The organism is Prescottella equi (genome assembly GCF_020171745.1).
GTDB classification, from domain to species: Bacteria; Actinomycetota; Actinomycetes; order Mycobacteriales; family Mycobacteriaceae; genus Prescottella; species Prescottella equi_A.
This window is the reverse complement of sequence record NZ_JAIVAH010000027.1, coordinates 139,000-159,800: the sequence shown is the minus strand read 5'-3', so window position 1 is coordinate 159,800 and position 20,801 is coordinate 139,000. Positions and strand designations below refer to the sequence as shown.

Genomic DNA, 20,801 nt, shown 5'->3' with positions numbered 1-20,801 from the left:
AGTCGACGACCCCACCACCCGTCGACGGATCGTGCTCCGGAATTCGGTCATCGGCCGCGACAGCGACTCCGCTCGTGCTTCAATTCGCCCATGCGAAAAGCACTGCTGGCAGTTGCGTTGATCGCGTCCTGGTCGGTTTCCGCGGCCCTGCCCGCGGTCGCCTCATCCCTCGGAGCGGCGCAGCCGTCGTGGTCCGGCGACTATTCGGTGAAGCGCTTCGCCGCGACCAAGACCGGCACGAGCATGGCTGCGAGCCAGTGGGAACCCGACTTCGCGAATACCTACACATTCGAGACCACGTGCACCGGCGGCACCTGTGTGGCCACCGTGATCGGTGGGCCGGCGCCCGCCAATCCCACCCTGCCGCAACCGGCGCAGTACACGTGGGACGGGACCAGTTGGGTGCACCCCTACGACTGGGAGTGGGACTGCTGGATGGGTGAAGGCAACGAGAAGGTTTGGGCGCCGGCCCACTCGGAGGCGTACTACACCCCGCAACCCGACGGCACCTTGGTCGGTTCGTGGCGCACCGATATCGCCAGCGGGCCCTGCGAAGGCTCGGTCATCATGAACGTCGCCGCCTACCCGGTCGACCCGCCTCCCGCCTTCGGTAGCGGCAGCTGACGTAAATCGGCTTCACGGCCGGATTCGTTGCTCGGCGGCGTCGAACGCGGGCGCGAGCGGGGCCAGCGCCACGCGGAGCTCGTCGGACAGTGAGCCGGACGGCACCACCAGCCCTCCGACAGTGAAGGTCTCGGCAACCTCCGTCTTTCCGGTCGGCTGGAGCCAGCCCTCCAGCGCGATGCGGACTGCCGCGGCCACACTTGCTGCGAGGACGCGCGCCGTGTGCGCTTCGGGGTGGTCCAGGCGTTCGGCAATCACCACCGCGAGCGGACGCTCGATGCCGGCGGTGGCATCGAGGAAGGCGTCGCGCAGTGCGGTCTGGGTGGTGATCAGCAGCAGCGCGTCGTGGTCGCGCGCGTCAGTGCTCGTGTATTGCTCGATCACTGCTTCGGTGACGGCGTCAGCCAGGCGCACTCCTGCGGGGTGGGCGGCGACCGCCGCTGCGACGCGCGCCTCCCGGTCTTCGGTGACAGCGGAGACGATCGCCTGCTCGCGGCTGGCGAAGTAGTTGTTGTAGGTGCGCGGCGAGACCCCGGCCGCCTCGGCGATGTCCTCGACCCGAACCTGGTCCGGTCCGCGCTCCACAGCCAGACGCAGGGCGGCCTCTCGTAGCGCCTCGCGCGTGGCCTGCTTCTTCCGCTCCCGCAGCCCTGGTCGTTGGGTTGTCACGGTGACAGCGTTCCATATCGGACTGCGTGCGCGCAAAGTTGCTGCCACGAAAACTTGCGTGCCCGCATGTTTGATGCCAGTCTCGACGCGACCGAGAACAAGAGAGGACGTCACCATGCGAGCAAGAGGAATGACCTACGACACCGGATTCGTCGTGCACGGCCAGTCATCCCGCGAGCACTTCGACCCGGCGGTGGTCCGGCGCGAGTTGGCCATCATCCGCGACGACCTTCACTGCAACGCGATCCAGATCATCGGCGGCGACCCGGAGCGGCTGGAGCTGGCCGGCCGTGCCGCCGCCGAACTCGGCCTGGAGGTCTGGTTCTCGCCCTATCCGCTGGAGCTGCATCCTGAGCAGATCCTCAGCCTCTTCCGCGACTGCGCCGAGCGAGCGGAACGGCTCCGGCAACAGGGAGCCACGGTGGTGTTCGTCGCAGGGGTCGAGCTGAGCGTGATGAACCGCGGATTCCTGCCCGGGGAGAGCCCCGAGGATCGGGTCGAGCAACTGATGGCCCAACCCGAGCGGCGGGCCGAAGCGATGCGCGAGCTCGGCGTCCGTATCAACGCGTTCCTCCGCGACGCCGCGGCCACGGTCCGCGAGCGCTTCCACGGCAAACTCACCTACGCAGCCATCCAGTTCGAGCAGGTCGACTGGACCCCCTTCGACATCGTGACGTTCGAGCTGATCCGCTCCGCCGAGGTCGCCGACCGGTTCCGGGACGCGGTGCGCACCCTGGCTCGAGGCCCGAAGCCACTCGCCATCACCGGGTTCGGCACTGCCGCGTACCGCGGCGCGGGAGACCGTGGCGGGCGGGTACTGGAAGTGGTCGAGCACGACCCGGAGACCAAGACGCCTATCCGGCTGAACGGCATATACGAGCGTGACGAGGCCGGCCAGGCCGCATATCTGAGCGAACTGCTGGAGATCTTCGAGACCGAGGGCGTGGACAGCGCATTCGTGTTCCTGTTTTCCCTGCCCGGCTACCCGCACCGCCCCGACGGCGACCCCAGGGACGACTTGGACCGGGCCGGCCTGGGCATCGTCAAACTCCTCGAAGGGCGCCGGGGACAGACCTACCCCGACATGGAATGGGAACCCAAGGCCGCCTTCACGGCAGTGGCACACCGGTATCGGACGTAGCAGTCCGATAGACGATCGATCAGATCTCGAAGCCGGCGACCGCATTCCCGGTGAGCGGATTGTGTTCGCGGGCATAGATCTCCAGGGTGGCGGGGTTCTTGTGCCCGGTCTGCCGCATGACCTCGTGGGCCTGGGCACCGTTCCGGAAGGCCTGGGTGACGAACCCGGCGCGCAGGGAGTGCCCGCCGAGCTTCGCGATCTTGGCGGGGGAGAGTCCGGCGTCGGCGGCGGCGCGGCGGATCACCCCGTGGATGCCCTGCCCGGTGAGGGCGCTGTCACCGATGTTCCCGTTCACGCGCAGCGGCCGGAACACCGGCGAGGTCGCGACGTCGGGGCCGAGGTCCGGGTAGGGGACGTGGCAGATGTGCGTGCGGAACGTGTCGGGGGCGCCCAGCAATTCGGCGATGCCGTCGCGGCCGCCGCGATGATGAGCGAGCACGACGTCGAGCCACCGTCGGTACACGCACGGCGGGCAGGCGCGGTGCCCGACCGCGAAGGGGGTGGCCTTGACCATGCCGCCGCCGACCTGGTCGGTCTTCGATCGCCGCACCAGGATGTGCAGCCCGTCCTGGGGGTGCAGGGTGATGTCGCGCAGTTGCAGGCCGGACAGCTCGGCGCGGCGGAAGGCACCCAGGAAGCCGATCAGGATGACCGCCGAGTCACGGCGTTCGCGCAGTCGGTCCTGCCACGTCTCCGCGTCCTGCCGCATGGTGGCGAGGATGTAGCCGATCTCGTCGCCCAGTAGGGGTGCGACGCGTTTGGTGGGGCGTTCCCCAGCCGCGGCGTAGGTGCGACGCAGGCCCGCCAAGGTGTCCTTGACGATCTGAGCCTGCCCGGGTGCGGGCCGGGCGCACGCCCGGTGCCAGTAGTTGATCGACGCCACCCATCGGGTGAGCGTGTTCGTCGCGTACCTGCGTTCGCCACTGTCGGCGCGCCGTTCGGCGTGCTCGGTGAGATAGTCGGCGACGGTATGCGGGTGCGCCGGCATCGGCACGTGCCCGCGCTCCGCGCACCAGCTGCGGAACTTGTCCCAGTCCGTGCGATAGTTCCGCGCGGTCGACGGGGAGTGCCGCTGCTCGAGGGCGGCGACGATCCGGGCCTCGGCGGACGCGGACAGCACCGGGACGGCAGGCTCGGGCGCGGGCCCGGTCGCCGCCGGGCGTTCGGGAACGGCAGGCAGAGCGGGCACGACACGGACCGTGTCGACCTCTTCACTCACACCCGGGCTCCTCTCGTGTCATCGAGGAAGCCTACCGAGCTGTACCGACAGTTCTGTATGTCCGGGTGCGGCACCCTCAAGGTGTCACAGTGACGAAATAATGCCATACCCGGAGCTGGGACGTCGGCGCCGTGATGTGGCGAGTTTGCCACTCCGACTTTCCGATTCGGTGATGGCGCTAACTGTCATTAGCGTGGGTTAGGTTCCCGGCGGCCGGTGAACCGCTCCTCAACGCGCGCCCCGCCGCGACACCGGCGGCATGAACTCACCCTCGAGGGTTCGGAACCACCAGGCGCCGGTCTCCTTGCGTTCGGCCCGCGTGGTGTACCGGTAGCGGTACATCCGGGCCCGGATCACCGCCGGGGGAGCGTCCGGAAACGGATTGTGGCGCAACAGTTTCAGCGTCGCCCGGTCGCCCTCGAGCAGGCGGGTGACGAAGCCGCCGAACCACGACGCGGCGTAGCCGGACGAGATCGCGGCGAACCACATCAGCCAGTCCAGCCGCAGGTGGTAGGGAGCGAACTGGCGCGGCCGGCGCCGCAGGTCACCCGGTTTGCCCCGGAACTCGTACTCGCGCCACTCGGTGTCGGCGGAGATGTGCTCGTCCGTCGTGCCCTCGACGACGATCTCGCGTCGGACACGGGTGATGTGGCCGAAAGCCCCGTACGTGTTGACCAGGTGCCACGGGTCGAACGACGCGTTCATCATCTGGTGGCTCGAGAACAGGTTGCGGGCGGGGCGGTAGCTGAGCGCGATGATCACGACGGTGAACGCCACCACGACGCCGACGAACCACGGCGGCGCTGCTCCGACTTCCGTCGGCGACGACACCGGCAGCACGAACTCCCAGAACCCGTCCGGCAGCACCGACAGCCCCAGCACGATCGCCAACCAGTTGAGCCACGCGAAGTTGCCGCTCGCCACCAGCCACAGCTGGGTGACCACCATGATCCCGGCGGCGCCGCCCGCCACCGGCTGCGGTGCGAACAGGAAGAACGGCACGATCAGCTGCGTGAAGTGGTTGCCGGCCACCTCCACCTTGTGCAGCGGCCGCGGCAGGTGATGGAAGTACCAGCTCAGCGGTCCGGGCATCGGCTGTGTCTCGTGGTGGTAGTTCAGGCACGTCAGATCCCGCCAGCACGGGTCGCCGCGGATCTTGATCAGGCCCGCGCCGAACTCGAGCCGGAACAGCAGCCACCTCAGCAACAGCAGCGTCAGCAGCGGCGGCGCGGTGTCCCAGTTGCCGACGAACACCGCGAGCAACCCCACCTCGAGCAGCAACGACTCCCAGCCGAACCCGTACCAGAGCTGACCGACGTTGACTATCGACAGGTACAGCCCCCACAGCAGCAGCCAGCCCAGCATCGCCAGCGGCAGCGGCAACCGGTCGATCAGGCCGAACAGGGCGAGGCCGGACAGAACCACCCCGGACCACGCGGTCACCGCATAGAACCGGTCGGAGTAGTGCAGGTGGAAGATGCTCGGCGACCGCTGCCAGTGACTCCCGGCGAGGTACCGCCGGATCGGCAGCAGGCCGTCGTCGCCGATGAGAGGTCTGAACTGATTGACCGCCACCAGGAAGGCAGCGAGGTAGATGGCGGCGAGCCCCTCCTTGAAGAGCAGCCGCGACAGCCAATAACCGTCCGCGTCGAACCACACCACAGCAGGCCCCTCTGCTGTGGACGCTACTCGCTCACATCAGGTGCTCACATCAGGTGCGGCAGCACTTCCTTCTCGAGCAACTCCAGACCGGACGTGTCGTACGCAGCCTCCGGAACGTAGAAGATCGCGTACTCGAGACCCTGCTTCTTCAGCGCCGTCAGATTCTCGACGATCTGCTCCGGGGTACCGACCGCGGGCAGGCCCCGGAACGCGTTCAGCGATGCCTCGGCCTTCTCGGCACCGACGATCGGCTCGAGCCGGGCCCGCAGCGCCTCGAGACGATCCCGTACCTCGGCCTCGGTCCGGCCGATCGCGACGTTGTAGTTCGCCGACCGGGTGATGGCGTCGAAGTCGGTGCCCACGTCGGCGCAGTGGGCACGCAGGATCTCCGACTTGTGCGAGAACACCTCGGGGGTGCCGTCGAAGTTGGTGTACTGCGCGTACTTGGCCGCGATCTTCAGCGTGACCTTCTCGCCGCCACCGGCGATCCACAGCGGGATGCCACCGTCCTGCAGCGGCAGGGGCCGCACGATCGCGCCGTCCACCTGGTAGTGCTTGCCGTCGAGGGTGGCAGTGCCGGTGGACCACGCCTGCCGCATGATCTGGACGCCCTCGTCGAGTCGGCCGAGTCGCTCGCCGGCCGACGGGAACCCGTAGCCGTACGCGCGCCACTCGTGCTCGTACCACCCGCCGCCGATGCCCATCTCGACGCGGCCGCCGGAGATCAGGTCGGTCGTCGCCGCGACCTTCGCCAGGTAGGCGGGGTTGCGGTAGCTCATCGCGGTGCACATCTGCCCCAGCCGCACCCGATCGGTGACCGCCGCGAACGCCGCCATCAGCGACCACGCCTCGTGCGTCGCCTCGTCGGTGGGTTCGGGGACGGTGTGGAAGTGGTCGTACACCCAGATCGACTCCCACGGGCCGTGGTCGGCGCGCAGCGCGATGTCGCGCATCACGCCCCACTGGTCGGCGGGATCGATGCCGACGAGGTCCAGTCGCCAACCCTGGGGCACGAAGAGTCCGAAACGCATGGCGGGTCCTGTTCTCGAGAGGGGTCAGGGGCGGTTGCCGACAACTACTGCACGGCGTCCACGTACAACCATCGTCCGTCCTCGCGGACGAACGTGCTGTGTTCGCGCATCGAGCCGCGCTCGCCGTGGTCGACGTAGTGCGCGACGAACTCGACGGTCCCGGTGGTGTCGAGGAGACCGCCGCCCGACGTCGCCAGCACGTCCAGACGGCGCCACACCTGGTCGGGGTCGAGGTCCAGCCGCTTCGGCCGGGTGCTCGGGTGCCACGTGCGCAGCAGGTATGCCTCGTCACCGACGGCGAACGCGGCGTAGCGCGAGCGCATCAACTGTTCGGCGGTGGGCGCCTGCGCGTCACCGCGGTGGAAACGCCCGCAGCACTGGCCGTACTGCTCACCGGACAGGCAGGGGCAGCGGTCGTCGTTCGAGATCGTCGGCATCGGAACCCTCACTGTGCCTGGCTGACGGAGGACATGTGGAAGTCGGGAATCCGCATCGGCGGCATCGCGGTTCGCGTGAACCAGTCCTTCCACTCGCGCGGCAGCGTCGGCTCGGTCGCGCCCACCTCGGTGACCCGGCGCAGCAGATCCAGGGGGCTCTCGTTGAACCGGAAGTTGTTGACCGCGGCGGTGACCGCGCCGTCCTCGATCAGGTAGACGCCGTCGCGGGTGAGGCCGGTGAGCAGGGCGGTGGCCGGGTCGACCTCACGGAGGTACCACAGCGTGGTGAGCAGCAGACCGCGTTCGGTACGGGCGACCATGTCGTCGAGCGCCGCCTCCGAACCACCGGTGAGCAGCAGGTTGTCCCCGGGAACCGCAACGGGCGCGGCGAACTCGGCGGCCGCGGCGCGCGGGTAGGCGAGTGCGTTGATCACGCCGCCGCGGATCCAGTCGACGCGTCCGGCGTCCATGCCGTTGTCGAACACCGACAGCGTGTCGGACGACGCGGTGGTCGCGACGAACGGGGCGTAGCCCAGTCGGTCGGCGTGCGGGTCCGAATACAGCGTCAGCGGAATGTCGGTGAGCCGCTCGCCGACCCGGGTGCCGCCGCCGCGGGACAGGGCGGTGTGACCCTCCTGGGCGCCGCGGCCCTCCATCGCCCACATCAGCGGAATCATCAGATCCGACACCGCCGACGGCGGCAGCACCGTCTCGTAGCGTCCGGCCGGCAGCGCCACCGTGCGGTCCGACCAGCCGAGCCGGGTGTCGAGGTCGGCCAACAGCTGCGGAACGGACACGTCGGTGAAGTCGAGGCTCGCCGAGCCGACCCAGGCGCTGGCGTCGCCGCGTTTGCCGTTGATCTCGATCGATCCGGTGGGCTGGGTGTACCGGCGGCGCACCCCCGCCGACGTGCCGAGCCACGTGGAGTGGACCTGGTGGTGCGCGAACCCGTACAGCCGGTCGGCGCCCGCGAAACCGTCGGCGAGACCGGGCACGAGTCCGGCGAACACCTCGACGCCCGTGGTCGCCGGCCCCTCGGCCCAGTCCGCACCGCCGACGCCGTCCCCGGTCGGGAGGTCCATCGCGTCCTCGGCGGGCTGCGCCGACCAGGCCGCGTCCTCGCTGGCCCGCACGACGTCGGCGATCGCGGCGGCGTCGACCGTCGACGACGTCACCGCGCCGACCCTGGCGGATCCGTTCTCTCGGACGATCGAGACCACTGTCCACGACCGCGACGTCGAGACGCCGTTGGTGGTCATCGAATTGCCGGCCCAGCGCAGCGACGCCTCGCCGGCGTCGGTGACCAGCACCATCGCCTCGTCGACGGTCGAGAGCGCGAGGGCGCGCTCGACCAGTTCCTGCGCGGGGATCATCGTCCGCCCTCCGTCCGGGTGTTGAGCACGTTGACGCCGCGGATCAACGCCGACGGGCAGCCGTGGCTCACCGCCGCGACCTGACCGGGTTGTGCCTTGCCGCAGTTGAACGCGCCGCCGAGCCGCCACGTCGACGGTCCGCCGACCGCTTCCATCGACCCCCAGAAGTCGGTGGTGGTGGCCTGGTACGCGACGTCGCGCAGCTGGCCGTCGAGTCGGCCGTCCCGGATCCGGAAGAACCGCTGGCCGGTGAACTGGAAGTTGTAGCGCTGCATGTCGATCGACCAGCTCTTGTCGCCGACGACGTAGATCCCGTTCTCGACGCGGGAGATCAGGTCGGCGGTGCTCGGGTCGGACGCCGGGTCCGGCTGCAGCGACACGTTCGCCATCCGCTGGATCGGCACGTGGTGTGCGGAGTCGGCGTACGAGCAGCCGTTGGACCGGTCCAGCCCGAGCCGCGGCGCGAACACCCGGTCCAGCTGGTAGCCGACGAGCACGCCGTCGCGCACCAGGTCCCAGCGCTGCGCGGCGACCGCGTCGTCGTCGTACCCGACGCTCGCCAGGCCGTGCCGTTCGGTGCGGTCGGCGGTCACGTGCATCAGCGGGGTGCCGTACTGCAGTGTGCCCAGCAGGTCCGGGGTCGCGAACGACGTGCCCGCGTACGCGGCCTCGTAGCCGATCGCCCGGTCGTACTCGGTAGCGTGACCGATGGATTCGTGGATGGTCAGCCACAGGTTGGTGGGATCGATGACGAGGTCCGTGGGGCCCGCCTCGACGCTCGGGGCCGCGATCTTCTCGGCGAGCAGACCCGGGATCTCGGCGAGTTCGGCGTCCCACTCCCACCCGGATCCGGTGAGGTACTCCCAGCCGCGGCCGACCGGCGGGGCGAGCGTGCGCATCGTCTCGAAGGTTCCGGCGTCGGCGTCCACGGAGGTGGCCTCGAGTTCCGGATGCAGCCGCACACGCTGCTGGGTGATCGCGGACCCCGCGAGGTCGGCGTAGAACGTCTGTTCCTTGACCTGCAGACAGTTCGCGGTGACGTGGTCGACCCCGTCCGCATCGAGCAGACGGTGCGACCAGTCGCCGAGCAGTGCCACCTTGTGGGCCGTCGCCACGGCGAACGGGTCGGTCGCGTAGTCCGAGACCCACACCGCGTCCGGGTAGACCGGTTCCGGTGCCAGCACGACACGTTCACGATTGAGGTCCCGCAGTGCCCGGGCGACGCGGACCGCCTCGGCGGCCACAGCCGCCGCGGTGTCCGGCGTCAACTGGGCGTGCGATGCGAATCCCCAGGTGCCGTCCACCACGACACGGACCGCGAAGCCGGTCTCGGTGCCGTCCTCGACTGCCTGCACCCGGCCGTCACGCAGGCGCAGCGACTGGGTGACTGTCCGGTGCACCCGCAGGTCCGCGTGTTCGGCGCCCGCGGCGCGGGCCACCGACAGGGCGGCGTCCGCGAGGGCACGCAGGGGGAGTGCGGTGAATTCGTCGTCGACCACGTGCGGGGCGCGGTCCGAGTGGCGGGCACCGCCATGCGTCACGATCACCGGGCCAGTCTAGGGCGCGGCAACGAAGAGACTGTTCCACCCGCACGTACCGAACCCGGAATTGTCAGGGTTCCCCGCTACCTTCGACGTACTCGGCCACCGGGCGAGTGGAGGGGAATGCCGGACAGGGGGATGTGATGGGTGGTGCGCAACTGCGGCTTCCGGGATACGGCGGTGCCGCCGTGTTCCTGCGACCGAGGATGGTGGCGGCTCGCACGCTGGATGCGGATCGGGCGGGGTGGGCCTACGACCTCGGCCTGCTCAGTCCGGACCGGTTCACCTGGTTCCTGAAGCTCGCTGCCGATGACGATCTCGGTCGCCGGCTCGGCGAGTACTTCATGCGTGCGGCGTCCGAGTTCCACCCGGAACAGTCGTTGCCGACGTTCGCCGACCAGCGAATGGGACTGGTGATCGACGTGCGTACCAGCACCGATCTGCGCGTCGAGGTCGACGTCAAGATTCTCGACGATGACGACGACGTCGACGACGGCATCAACTTCGAGACCAGCCGGGCGGCCCTCACCGCCGCCGCGGACGCCGCACGCGCGCTGCCCGGCAACCATGCTGCCCAACCGGATCGGGGGCGCTGACATGGCGTATCTCTTCCATGTGCTCGATTTCCCGGACAACTCGCGGATGACCGGCGTCTGGAACAACACATGGGCCGACGCCCCGTCAGGCGAGGAGTACGCGTCGGGGCACTTCGTCCGCCTGGGTCCCGACCAGCATGTCGACGTCGAATCGGATTTCCTCGGCAGCCACCTGCCGTTCCAGGTCGGCGGATTCGGCGGGGCGTTCCCGGACGGACATCCGTGGCTGTTCGTGCTGCAGAAGGCCCCCGCGGACGTCGCCGAACGTGGCCGGACTCTGCGAGCATCACTCGACACCGCACTCACCTACAACCCCGAAGCGCGGGTGACGCGTGAGTTCCTTTGGAGCAGAACCGATCTGCTCGACATCTATCGGGAACGAGAGATATCCGTCGCGGCCGTCCGCCGGTGGCCGGTGGCCGACCTGCTGCGCGGCCTGCTCGCCGAGTGCGCCGGCGACAACCACGACATCACCCTCGACGACATCGTCGACTGCTACCCGGACTGCATCAGCCCCGACGTGCCGCACGCGTGTGAGGCCGACGTGTTCACCGACATCTTCGCCCAGTGGGCGCGCCAGACACTGGGCGATCGCGGCGGGTGGTGACCATCCGCCGCGATCGCCCAGCCCGCGCTACGACGCGGTGCGGACGATCCGCGGCATCGCGTACCCGCCGTCGATGAGTCCCGCGGTGGGGCCGTAGAACCGCGCCGCCAACTGGAACCCGTCGGTGGGCGAGGTCGGCAGCCAATTGCGGGCCTGCTCGGGATCGGTCGGCCGCTCCGGCTGCAGGTAGAAGGTGAGCTTGCCGTCGACGACGGCGTAGTCACCGGCCTCGAGCAGCTCGCTCGTCGCGCTGTAGCGGTTCACCGGGTTGTCGATGAAGTAGCCCGCCGAGTCGTACACCGGCAGCTCCCAGAACTCGGTGGTCGGCGGCAGATCGTTCACGTCGAAGGTGAGCGTGTAGTCGTACTTGCCCTCGAGCGGACGGCCCTCGCTGTCGTCGAAGACGTAGGCAATGGTGTGCGATTCGTACGGGACCGGGGTGCCCCACGCGACGTCGTCGGCACCGGCCTTGGCGACATAGTCGAGGTCGTCGAAGAACAGGCTCGACTGCAGGCGCCAGCCGTTCATGTCGACCTGCGAGGACTCGAAGGCCTCCTTCGCCTCGCGGCGGGCACGGGTGAAGCCCTCCTCGATGGCGGCCTTCTGATCGGCCGAAACCTCGCCGGGTTCGAAGATGGTGCCCTCCCGCAGACCGAGCCCGGACAGCCGGTTCAGCGTGTCGGTCTCCTTGACCGAGTCGGTGCGCCGGGTCAGCGACGGATCGTTGATCGACAGGCTGAGCAGCTGCAGGTAGTCGATCGGGGTCATCGACTTGCCGATGTCGGAGATCTGGTCCATCCGAGGGAAGGTCTTGTAGTCGCCCTTGACGATCGGCTGCTGGTCGAGGGGCGGAACCTTGCCGCCGTTGGCCTCCCACTGGGCGAGGGGCGCGGCCAGCACGCCGGTCACGACCTGGCGGGCTCCGGCCATGTCCTGCTCGTCGCGGGTCGTCACGGCGACGCGCACCGCGATCGTGAACGAGTTCGACGACGCCCGGATGATCTCGGTGCCACGGAATCCGCTGGGCAGCTTGCCCTTCCAGTCGGGTCCGACAATCAGGTACCGCTGCGGTGCGTTGCCGGTGAACTGCGAACCGGCCTTGAAGAAGCACTCGACGTTCTGGTCGGTGGCCTGCACGCTCCAGTAGCGGCCGTCCGTGACGGCCGGGGTCTCGACCACGATGGGATCCTCCGAGATGTCGAAGGCGCCACCGGAGTACAGCGTCGAGGCGTTCACCGTCGTCGCGTAACGGGTCTTGGCGTCGAACAGGTTCAGCTGCGGCTGCACGCGGTTGATGCCGCGGTAGGCGGGCTGCCCCTCGAGTTCGGTGAAGACGTGCCGCAGTTCGTAGTAGCCGGCGATGTTCAGGCCCCAGTAGAAGGCCTCCTCCGACAGGTCGGCGATCTGCTCGGTGGACAGCGCCGGGTCGATGAGGGCGTGCTCGCTCGACTGCGCGGCGGACGTTCCGCCGCACGCGGTGAGCAGCAGCAACGCCGATGCGCCGGCGGCGGCGAGGGCTGTCGAACGAGACCGAGGACGAATGTTCATGCGGAGCCTTTCTCGGGTAAGACGAAGTGACTTAATCGGCGGGCAGCGCGAAAGGACCGCCGAAAGGCGGATCGCGCTGCCGGATGGTTCTCGGGGTGCGGGTCAGGACGCGCGGAGGTAGGCCGCGGCCCCGACGATCAGCGTGTCGACGGCGGTCGCGGCCTGCTCGCCAGTGATCTGGTGATGTTCGAGACGTCGTTCGACGTCGGCGAGCACGGACGTCACCAGCCGCTTGAACTGCTGGATACGCTCGTCGCGGTGCGACTCGTCGAGGTCGGCGAGTCGCACCAGTAACTCCTCGACGATGGCCTTGACGCCGCTGTTGTGGCGGTCGCCGAACGGTTCGAAGTCGCCGGCGCCCTCACCGAGGTAGCGATGCACGAACCGGGCATACGAGTTGCCGCCGCCCGTCGCCACGACCGCGTCACCGAGCGGACGGATGTACGCCTCGACGAGTTGCTCGAAGGTGTGCTCGTCGCGAGCGGCGAGCATTTCGAGGCGGCGCCGGTTCAGTGGGATGAGCCGGAAGTCGTACAGCGCCTGGATCAGTGCCGCCTTCGTCTTGAAGTGGTACTGCACCGCCGAATGGTTGCGCTGCTGCGCTCCCGCACCGATCTCGCGCAGCGACACGTTCGCGACGCCGCGCTCCGCGAAGAGACGCTCGGCCGCGACGAGGAGCCTGCGCTGGACGTCGGACAGGACGGGTTCGACGTCCGTGCCGGATGCCGCGGGTGTCGTCGACGCCATGCCCTCTCCTTCCGCGTCCGGTGTCGGTTCCGCTCGGTTAAGTCACATTGTCTCACCGAGGTTCCGGTTCCCAGGGTTGCTCCCACTGAGAGGGATGCCCGGGCTTGCCCGATTCGTTCGGTTACGTTGGGGGCATGGCGGGGAGGCCGAAACACACTGGATGGTTGTCGGGAGCAATAGCGATGGTCATCGTCGCGGCTGGATGCGCGACTGGCGGGAACGGCGAAAACACGAGCGCGGACACGGGATTCACCCGACAGGAAGGCGGAATGGCCCTGTCACTGGCGGACCCGGACTCAGTCACCGACAGCCGGCTCGAACTCGGGATCTCGTGGGCCGGCCGGGCGGTGCTGCCCACCTTCGGTACCACGACGTGTCGACATGTCACGTATCCGCGGACCAGCGAGGAGTCCTGGGAGTACGAGGTGTCGACGAGTGATTTCACCGAGTACGACGGCGGGGGAGAGTTGCCGGGACGGGACTTCGCCTCGAGCGTGATGTTGGGGATCCGGACCGAGAAGGGAGATCCGACTGACGCCGTCGACATCCAGTTCTCGGGCCCGGGCGGCAGTCACCACCGCCTCGGTGGAACGCGTGCGGACGGCCTCTCGGTCGCGGTCAGCGACGATCACATGGCGCTCACCTTCATGATCAATGCCCTGGCGACGAGCATCGACCGGGAGCCGCGCTGGACGGCGGCCGCAGGAACGATCCGCTGCAACGAGATCGAGGAAGTGTCGTCGGGCAGCCCGAAAGTTCGCAGGTGAACACTGAGAGGACGGCGACCGAGGGCTCTCCGCCTGCGGTCACACAGGCAGGGAGATGCTCCATAGGCGCCGGGCGAGATTTTGCGGCAGTCTCGGAGGCCTGGGGCCGGCAGAATGAAGGGTGGCGAGCGTGCGGGAAGAAGTGGTGCGGGCGAACGAGACCACGGTGCCGGTGCTGCCGTGCGTGTCGGTGGAGGAGACCCTGGAGTTCTATCAGGCGCTCGGCTTCACCGTCACCTACGAGCAGACCCGCCCCTACATCTATCTGGTGCTGGAGTGGAGCGGCGTTGCACTGCATTTCGGGACGCCACCGAAGGACATCGACCCGAGCCGCGAGGACGGCGGCTGCTGCCTGGTCTTGGTCGACGCGGTCGCGCCGTACCACGCGGAGTTCACAAGAGCCATGCGCGCCGCCTACGGCAAGGTTCTGGCCAAGGGAAGGCCGCGCATCACTCGGTACAGGCCGGGGGCCAGTCGGTTCACCGTCGTCGATCCGTCCGGGAACTCGATCATCTTCATCCAGCGGGACGAGCCCGCCGAGCTCGAGTACGGCGGCTCGAAGAGCCTCACGGGCCTGGCCAGGGCGCTCGACAACGCTCGCATCTTCAGCGAGTTCCGGAACGACGACCGCTCCGCTCTACGGGCGATCACCACAGCCCTACGGAAGCACGGCGACACCGCCACCCCGTCGGAAGTGGCCCGTGCCCTCGCCACCCTCATCGAGATCGCCACCGCGCTGGAGGAAACCGCCGACGTCGAGGAATGGCGCCGCAAGCTCAACGCTCTCGACCTCACCGACGGCGAGCGCCACCGGGTCGTCGAGGGACTCCGCAACGCCGACGCGCTCCAGTTGTGGCGCACCGAAGCGGGCCCGGCCTGATATCGGCCGGGCCCGCTCTTCGCGGCGCCGCTACGCGGTGAACTGCCCCACGGTGCCGAGGGCGGTGCAGGTGGCACCCGACTCGTAGTTCACCTGGCCGAACATCGCGGCCAGCACGGTGCCCTCACCGGTGTCGACAGTCTTCGACAGGGTCGGCACGTTCATGATCGTGTCGTCGAGTGCCACCACGCCACTCTTCAGGGTGTTGACGTTGAACCACGCGACCTGCAGGTCCGACTTCTTCGGGATGTCGAGGTGCGCCGGCAGCGCCTGGAAGCGCAGGTGACCGCGCTCGACCCATGGCGGGATGGGGAAGTTCGGACCGGACTGCGCGCTCGCGACGGTGACCGTCATCGGGTTGCCGGCGACACCGCAGCCGAACGTCGGGGCGGGGAACAGGAAGTCCTTCGCGGTGGTGGTGCCCACCTCCTGGCCGGTCACCCCCTCGATGACCTCGCTGACGCCCGGCGTCGCGAGCAGTCCACCGAACAGGTCCTGCGTAAGCGGCACGGTCTTGGTCAGGTCGCCGAGCAAAGTCTGCAGCGACGGCGGCGCGGCCGGTGCGGGGGCGGCACTCGCCACACCCGAGAACACGACGGCTCCCGCGGCAGCGGCAGCGGCCGCGACGGTGGCGGTGAGACGGACGGCCAGTCGGCGTGCGGCGGTGCGCCCGAAGCGTCGTGACATGTGAACTCCTCCCTGAGTGACCAGCCCTCCCAGCCGATCTGTCCTGGTACTGCACCACGACAGAAGTCTCTACGTCAACTTTAGGGTTAGACCGTTACCGCATCGGTCCCGACGCCCAGAGACGAACGTGGGAGCATTTTCGCGTCCCCGAACGTTGAGCAGACAGAGCATCCCGCCGCACCCGGCGGCCCGCGCCACCGAAAGGATCACCCGATGATCGCCGCACTGTTCGTTCTCTACGTCGTCGTGGAGGTCGGTGTGCTGATCTGGGTGGGCAGCACGATCGGCGTCCTGTGGACGGTCCTGCTGCTCATCGCCGGATCCGCGGTGGGCATGGTGCTGGTGAAGTCGCAGTGGCGGGCCGTCATGGACGGCTTCCGGCGGGCCACCCGAGGGGAGGCGTCCCCGACCGGCGCGGTCGCCGACGGCGCGATGGTCGCGGCCGGATCCGTGCTGATGTTCGTGCCCGGACTGGTCACCTCCGTGCTCGGCCTGCTGATGCTGTTGCCGCCCACGCGGTGGGCGCTGCGTCCGGTCGCGGTGCTGCTCGCCGGCAAGCGCGCCAACGTGACCCTGGCGGGCGTCGAGTTCGCCTCCCGCAACGCGAGTGCACGACGCGGCACCGTCATCGACGGCGAGGTGGTGGACGTGTACCCGGACTTCGGCTCCGACACCCCGCCCCAGGGACCCCGCGCCCTGCCGTAACAGGCAGACTGGATGCCCGTGAGTACCCAACTGTTGGTCGGCGGCCGCATCTACAGTCCGAGCACCCCCGACGCCACCGCGATGGCCGTAACCGACGGCACCGTCGTCTGGACCGGTGAGGACCGTCCGGGCCGCGCGCTGCATCCGGACGCCGAGGTGATCGAACTCGACGGCGCGTTCGTCACTCCCGGCTTCGTCGACACCCACGTCCACGTCACTGCGCTCGGCCTGCAGTTGACGGGCCTCGACCTCTCGGGCGCCCGCAGCCGGTCCGAATGCCTGGAACTGCTGCGGCGATTCGCGAGCGAGCACGACGACGCCGTCGTCTGGGGCCAGGGCTGGGACGACAGCATGTGGCCCGATACCGCCCCGTCCACGGCCGACCTCGACACCGCGGCCCCCGGCCGGGCGGTGTACCTCAGCCGCATCGACGCGCACTCCGCGCTGTGCTCGACGCCGCTGCGCGCGGCGACCCCGGACCTGACCGCGGCCGCGGGGTTCACGCCCGACGGCGCGCTGTCCGCCGATGCTCATCACCTGGTCCGCGATCAGGCGCGGTCGCTGCTCACCGAGGCGCAGCGCGCGAAGGCCCGCATCGCGGCGCTCGACCACTGCGCGGCGCAGGGCATCGTCGCCGTCCACGAGTGCGGAGGCCCCGCGATCGGGGGACTCACCGACTTCCGCGAACTGCTGGCGCTGTCGCACGGCGTCGAGGTCCGCGGCTACTGGGGCGAGGCCGTGACCACGCCCGAGGAGGCCACCGAACTGCTGGCCCGCACCGGCGCGCACGCGCTGGGCGGCGACCTGTTCGTCGACGGCGCCCTCGGCTCCCGCACCGCCGCGCTGGTCGACCCGTACCACGACTGCGCCGGCCATCACGGCAACCGCTACCTCGACACCGACGCGGTGGCCGCACACGTGCGCGCCTGCACGCTGGCCGGCATCCAGGCCGGCTTCCACGTGATCGGCGACGACGCGGTCCGCACCGCCGTCGCGGCGTTCGAGGCCGTGGTGGCCGAACTCGGCGGCCCCGCCGTCGCGGCCCGCGGCCACCGCCTCGAGCACCTCGAGATGGTCACCCCGGAACAGGCCGCGCTGCTCGGCAGCTGGGGCGTGATCGCCAGCATGCAACCCGTGTTCGACGCGCTGTGGGGTGGCGCGGACGGGATGTACGCGCAGCGCCTCGGTGCCGAGCGGGCGCTGCGGATGAACGCGTTCGCCCCGATCGCGTCGACCGGCATGTCCCTGGCGTTCGGCTCCGACGCGCCGGTGACGGCCGTCGACCCGTGGGCGATGCTCCGCGCCGCGGTCCACCACCACACTCCGGGCAGCGGGGTCTCCCCGCGGGCCGCGTTCTCGGCCGCGACCCGCGGTGCGTGGCGCGCGGGCGGCGTCCGCGACGGCCTCGCGGGCACCCTCACTCCCGGCGCGCCCGCGTCGTATGTGGTGTGGGACGCCGACGAACTCGTGGTCTCCGCGCCCAAGGACTCCGTCCAGCGCTGGTCGACGGACCCGCGCTCGCGGGTTCCGGCGCTGCCGCGCCTCGAGGAGGACGCCCCGGTGCCGGTGTGCCGGCGCTCGGTGCACCGCGGGGCCACCGTTCATGAGGCCTGACCGGACCGCGCTGACGGCGATCGCACGCGACTCAGTCCTGGCGGTCGTGTCGGGCCTGCTGCTGTTCGCGAGTTTCCCGCCGCGGCCGCTCTGGTTCCTCGCACCCGTCGGCATCGCACTACTTACCGCGGTGTTGACCGACTACGGCCGCGGGCGGCGGAAACTGCGTGCCGGATTCGGCTACGGCTACCTCGCCGGCCTGGGTTTCCTCGTCCCGCTGTTGCCGTGGATCGGCGAGTACGTCGGACCGCTGCCGTGGCTCGCACTGTCCGCGGCCGAGGCGGTCTTCATCGGATTGTTCGGCCTCGGCACGGTCCTCGTCGCCCGACTGCGGGCGCCGATCTGGGTGCTCGCTGTCGCGGTAGCGGCGGTGTGGAGTCTCACCGAGTGGCTCCGGTCGTCCGTGCCGTTCGGTGGATTCCCCTGGGGCCGTCTCGCTTTCGGACAGCCGGAGGGCTGGCTGCTCCCGCTCGCCGCGCTCGGCGGCGCGCCGCTGCTCAGCTTCGGCGTGGCGCTCACCGGTACCGGGCTCGCGGCGGTCGCGCTCACCGTGCTGCGGCACCGACCCTGGCGCACCCTCGCCGGTCCGGTCCTGGTCGCGTGCGGCGCGTCGGTCGTCGCGGTCGCCGCCGTGCCCTACGTCCACGCCGACGCGGACGGAGACCGGACCATCACCGTCGCCGCGATCCAGGGCAGCGTGCCCCGGCTGGGTCTCGAGTTCAACGCGCAGCGGCGTGCGGTGCTCGACAACCACGTGCGACGCACCTTCCAACTGGCCGACGACGTCGCCGCCGGCCGCGAGTCCCAGCCCGATCTGGTGGTGTGGCCCGAGAACGCGTCGGACATCGATCCGTTCCGCAACGCCGACGCGGCCGAGGAGATCACCGCCGCATCCGAGGCGGTGGGCGCGCCGATCCTCGTCGGCGCGGTACTGGTGAACTCCGACCGCACCACCACCAACTCGGTGATCGTGTGGGACGGGACCGCCGGCCCCGGCGAGCGACACGACAAGCGGATCATCCAACCGTTCGGCGAATACATTCCCTACCGGGACTTCTTCCGCAAGTTCTCGTCGTACGCGGATCAGGCCGGCAACTTCGTGCCCGGAAGGGGCAACGGCGTCGTCCACGCCGACGGGATCCCGGTGGGCGTCGCGACGTGCTACGAGGTCGCGTTCGATCGCGCGCTCACCGAGTCGGTGCGCGACGGCGCGGAGTTGATCGCCGTGCCCACCAACAACGCCACCTTCGGCGACACCGAGATGACCTACCAGCAGCTGGCGATGTCGCGGGTGCGGGCCGTCGAACACCGACGCGACGTCGTCGTGGCGGCCACCAGCGGCGTCAGCGCGATCATCGACTCGGACGGCTCCGTGGTGCAGCAGTCCGAACTGTTCGAGCCGGCGGCCCTGGTGTCGGAGACCTCACTGCGCACCGGTACTACGCTGGCAACTCGGCTCGGCCCGGTTCCGGAGTATCTCCTGTGCCTGGGCGCGGCCGTCGCGCTCGGTCTGGCTGCCCTCGGCAGCCGGAGGGGGAAGCGCGTGACCAGCGGTGACACGGCAACACGGACCGACCGCGCCGTGGCGGAAACACAGAACGTGCCGGTGGGGACCGGCGAGGAGGATCTCGATGTCAGCGGCGACGCCAACCGGGGGACACGTGCAGCCGAGCGCGCGAACCCTGGTGATCATTCCGACCTTCAATGAGCGGGAGAACCTGCCGCTGATCATCGGCCGCCTGCACGCGGCGCTGCCCGGCACCGACGTGCTCGTGGTCGACGACGGCAGCCCCGACGGCACCGGCGTCCTCGCCGACTCGCTCGCCGCGGCGGACGACGCCGGACGCATTCACGTGATGCACCGCACCGAGAAGAACGGTCTCGGCGCGGCGTACATCGCCGGGTTCCGGTGGGGCCTGGACCGGGACTACACCGTGCTGGTGGAGATGGATGCCGACGGCAGCCACGCCCCCGAGCAGCTACACCGGCTCCTCGACCGCGTCGACGCCGGCGCGGACCTGGTGCTGGGCTCGCGGTACGTGCCGGGCGGTACCGTCGTGAACTGGCCCAAGCACCGCGAGTGGCTCTCGCGCGGCGGCAACATCTACTCGCGGATCGCGCTCGGCGTGAAGATCCAGGACATCACCGGCGGCTACCGCGCCTACCGGCGCGAGGTCCTCGAGGCGCTCGACCTCGCCGCCGTGGAATCGCACGGCTACTGCTTCCAGGTCGACCTGGCGTGGCGGGCGATCGGCCAGGGCTTCACGGTGGCCGAGGTGCCGATCACCTTCACCGAACGTGAACTCGGCGAATCGAAGATGAGCGGCAACATCGTCCGGGAGGCATTGCTCAAGGTCACCCAGTGGGGCGTGACGAATCGGATCGGCAAGGCCAAGGCGCGGCTCGGCCGCGCCTGACCGGCGAATCACCGAAAACGCCCCCGTACCGCTCCTACCGGCGGTGCGGGGGCGTTTTCGCGCCTAACATGGTGTAACAGGCAGCGTCCGGCGGTCGAACTAAAGAATGGTGTGCATCACATTTCGTCGACAACGATCGCGAGGTGAGACGGTGACCAATCCGTTCGACGACACCGATGCCGAATACCTGGTGCTGGTCAACGAGGAGAACCAGCATTCGCTCTGGCCCGCATTCGCCGATGTTCCCTCCGGCTGGGCGGTCGTGCACGGCCGGGACACGCGCCGCGCCTGCGTCGCCTACATAGATGCGCACTGGACCGATCTGCGGCCGCCGGCAGCGATGGTCGCACCGGAGCATGATTCGTCGCTCGGCTAGGCGCGGTACGAGCGCCGCGACCCCCTTCGTGCGGACCCCGGAACCCATCCCGGGACCAACCGGACCGAAGGGTCAAATACCGCTATCTACCAGGCCATATGAGTCAGTTTCGCAGGCTCGGAAACAGTCCGAGCGCGTAATGGATCTTGATATGGTGTGG

The 20,801-nt window shown here is 69.3% G+C and carries 21 protein-coding genes; 11 read left to right on the top strand and 10 right to left on the bottom strand.

Annotated features, from left to right (window positions below):
* Positions 1–90: 90 nt before the first annotated feature.
* A complete protein-coding gene (locus LCL87_RS22030) occupies positions 91–624 on the top strand; it encodes an Rv2253 family sensor-like surface protein (protein WP_225023574.1) in 534 nt (177 codons plus the stop codon).
* Positions 625–636: 12 nt separating this feature from the next.
* Here LCL87_RS22030 and LCL87_RS22025 read toward each other — a convergent pair whose 3' ends face one another.
* A complete protein-coding gene (locus LCL87_RS22025; protein WP_225023573.1) occupies positions 637–1,293 on the bottom strand; it encodes a TetR/AcrR family transcriptional regulator in 657 nt (218 codons plus the stop codon).
* A gap of 130 nt (positions 1,294–1,423) precedes the next feature.
* Here LCL87_RS22025 and LCL87_RS22020 point away from each other — a divergent pair, with 130 nt between their 5' ends.
* On the top strand, positions 1,424–2,434 hold the full coding sequence (locus LCL87_RS22020; protein ID WP_225023572.1) for a glycoside hydrolase family 113 protein: 1,011 nt from the start codon (positions 1,424–1,426) through the stop codon (positions 2,432–2,434).
* Between the two features lie 19 nt (positions 2,435–2,453).
* Here the strand turns inward: LCL87_RS22020 and LCL87_RS22015 are convergent, their stop codons facing one another.
* The 6 genes from LCL87_RS22015 to LCL87_RS21990 all read right to left on the bottom strand — a co-directional run bounded on the left by LCL87_RS22015 (position 2,454) and on the right by LCL87_RS21990 (position 9,703).
* Positions 2,454–3,653 (bottom strand): site-specific integrase, encoded by a 1,200-nt coding sequence (locus tag LCL87_RS22015; protein ID WP_225023571.1) that lies wholly within the window; start codon positions 3,651–3,653, stop codon positions 2,454–2,456.
* 228 nt (positions 3,654–3,881) lie between these two features.
* Positions 3,882–5,315, bottom strand: coding sequence for a lipase maturation factor family protein (locus LCL87_RS22010; RefSeq protein WP_225023570.1), 1,434 nt, complete (start codon positions 5,313–5,315; stop codon positions 3,882–3,884).
* A gap of 44 nt (positions 5,316–5,359) precedes the next feature.
* Positions 5,360–6,346, bottom strand: coding sequence for an LLM class F420-dependent oxidoreductase (locus LCL87_RS22005; RefSeq protein WP_225023569.1), 987 nt, complete (start codon positions 6,344–6,346; stop codon positions 5,360–5,362).
* Between the two features lie 44 nt (positions 6,347–6,390).
* Complete coding sequence (locus LCL87_RS22000; protein ID WP_225023568.1) at positions 6,391–6,783, bottom strand: YchJ family protein; 393 nt, start codon at positions 6,781–6,783, stop codon at positions 6,391–6,393.
* A gap of 8 nt (positions 6,784–6,791) precedes the next feature.
* Complete coding sequence (locus LCL87_RS21995) at positions 6,792–8,156, bottom strand: metallopeptidase TldD-related protein (RefSeq protein ID WP_225023567.1); 1,365 nt, start codon at positions 8,154–8,156, stop codon at positions 6,792–6,794.
* Positions 8,153–9,703 (bottom strand): TldD/PmbA family protein, encoded by a 1,551-nt coding sequence (locus tag LCL87_RS21990; protein WP_225023566.1) that lies wholly within the window; start codon positions 9,701–9,703, stop codon positions 8,153–8,155. The genes LCL87_RS21995 and LCL87_RS21990 overlap by 4 nt, the downstream gene beginning before the upstream one ends.
* A 137-nt stretch (positions 9,704–9,840) precedes the next feature.
* Here LCL87_RS21990 and LCL87_RS21985 point away from each other — a divergent pair, with 137 nt between their 5' ends.
* Both LCL87_RS21985 and LCL87_RS21980 read left to right on the top strand, forming a co-directional pair.
* The gene (locus tag LCL87_RS21985; protein ID WP_225023565.1) at positions 9,841–10,293 is read left to right on the top strand and encodes a hypothetical protein; all 453 of its coding nucleotides are present in this window, start codon (positions 9,841–9,843) and stop codon (positions 10,291–10,293) included.
* A gap of 1 nt (position 10,294) precedes the next feature.
* The gene (locus tag LCL87_RS21980) at positions 10,295–10,900 is read left to right on the top strand and encodes a hypothetical protein (protein ID WP_225023564.1); all 606 of its coding nucleotides are present in this window, start codon (positions 10,295–10,297) and stop codon (positions 10,898–10,900) included.
* A 27-nt stretch (positions 10,901–10,927) separates the two neighbouring features.
* On the opposite strand, the gene LCL87_RS21975 is transcribed toward LCL87_RS21980, so the two are convergent.
* Positions 10,928–12,448 carry a DUF1254 domain-containing protein gene (locus LCL87_RS21975; protein WP_225023563.1) on the bottom strand — a complete coding sequence of 507 codons (1,521 nt, stop codon included), beginning with the start codon at positions 12,446–12,448 and terminating at the stop codon, positions 10,928–10,930.
* Positions 12,449–12,550: 102 nt separating this feature from the next.
* Entirely contained in the window at positions 12,551–13,195 is a 645-nt protein-coding gene (locus tag LCL87_RS21970) for a TetR/AcrR family transcriptional regulator (RefSeq protein WP_225023562.1), read from the bottom strand.
* A gap of 269 nt (positions 13,196–13,464) precedes the next feature.
* On the opposite strand from LCL87_RS21970, the gene LCL87_RS21965 reads away from it, so the two are divergent.
* Positions 13,465–13,962: a hypothetical protein gene (locus LCL87_RS21965; protein ID WP_225023561.1), complete on the top strand. Its 498-nt coding sequence runs from the start codon at positions 13,465–13,467 to the stop codon at positions 13,960–13,962.
* A gap of 130 nt (positions 13,963–14,092) precedes the next feature.
* A complete protein-coding gene (locus LCL87_RS21960; protein ID WP_225023560.1) occupies positions 14,093–14,842 on the top strand; it encodes a DUF8817 family protein in 750 nt (249 codons plus the stop codon).
* A gap of 30 nt (positions 14,843–14,872) precedes the next feature.
* On the opposite strand, the gene LCL87_RS21955 is transcribed toward LCL87_RS21960, so the two are convergent.
* On the bottom strand, positions 14,873–15,529 hold the full coding sequence (locus LCL87_RS21955) for a hypothetical protein (protein ID WP_225023559.1): 657 nt from the start codon (positions 15,527–15,529) through the stop codon (positions 14,873–14,875).
* Positions 15,530–15,742: 213 nt separating this feature from the next.
* On the opposite strand from LCL87_RS21955, the gene LCL87_RS21950 reads away from it, so the two are divergent.
* The 5 genes from LCL87_RS21950 (at position 15,743) to LCL87_RS21930 (ending at position 20,641) form a co-directional block, all read left to right on the top strand.
* On the top strand, positions 15,743–16,234 hold the full coding sequence (locus LCL87_RS21950; RefSeq protein WP_225023558.1) for an FxsA family protein: 492 nt from the start codon (positions 15,743–15,745) through the stop codon (positions 16,232–16,234).
* A 12-nt stretch (positions 16,235–16,246) separates the two neighbouring features.
* A complete protein-coding gene (locus tag LCL87_RS21945; protein ID WP_225023557.1) occupies positions 16,247–17,848 on the top strand; it encodes an amidohydrolase in 1,602 nt (533 codons plus the stop codon).
* Positions 17,838–19,556 carry an apolipoprotein N-acyltransferase gene (gene lnt / locus LCL87_RS21940; RefSeq protein WP_225023556.1) on the top strand — a complete coding sequence of 573 codons (1,719 nt, stop codon included), beginning with the start codon at positions 17,838–17,840 and terminating at the stop codon, positions 19,554–19,556. The genes LCL87_RS21945 and lnt overlap by 11 nt, the downstream gene beginning before the upstream one ends.
* Positions 19,480–20,265 carry a polyprenol monophosphomannose synthase gene (locus LCL87_RS21935; protein ID WP_225023555.1) on the top strand — a complete coding sequence of 262 codons (786 nt, stop codon included), beginning with the start codon at positions 19,480–19,482 and terminating at the stop codon, positions 20,263–20,265. The genes lnt and LCL87_RS21935 overlap by 77 nt, the downstream gene beginning before the upstream one ends.
* Before the next feature lie 151 nt (positions 20,266–20,416).
* Complete coding sequence (locus LCL87_RS21930; RefSeq protein ID WP_510850837.1) at positions 20,417–20,641, top strand: MbtH family protein; 225 nt, start codon at positions 20,417–20,419, stop codon at positions 20,639–20,641.
* Positions 20,642–20,801 lie beyond the last annotated feature (160 nt).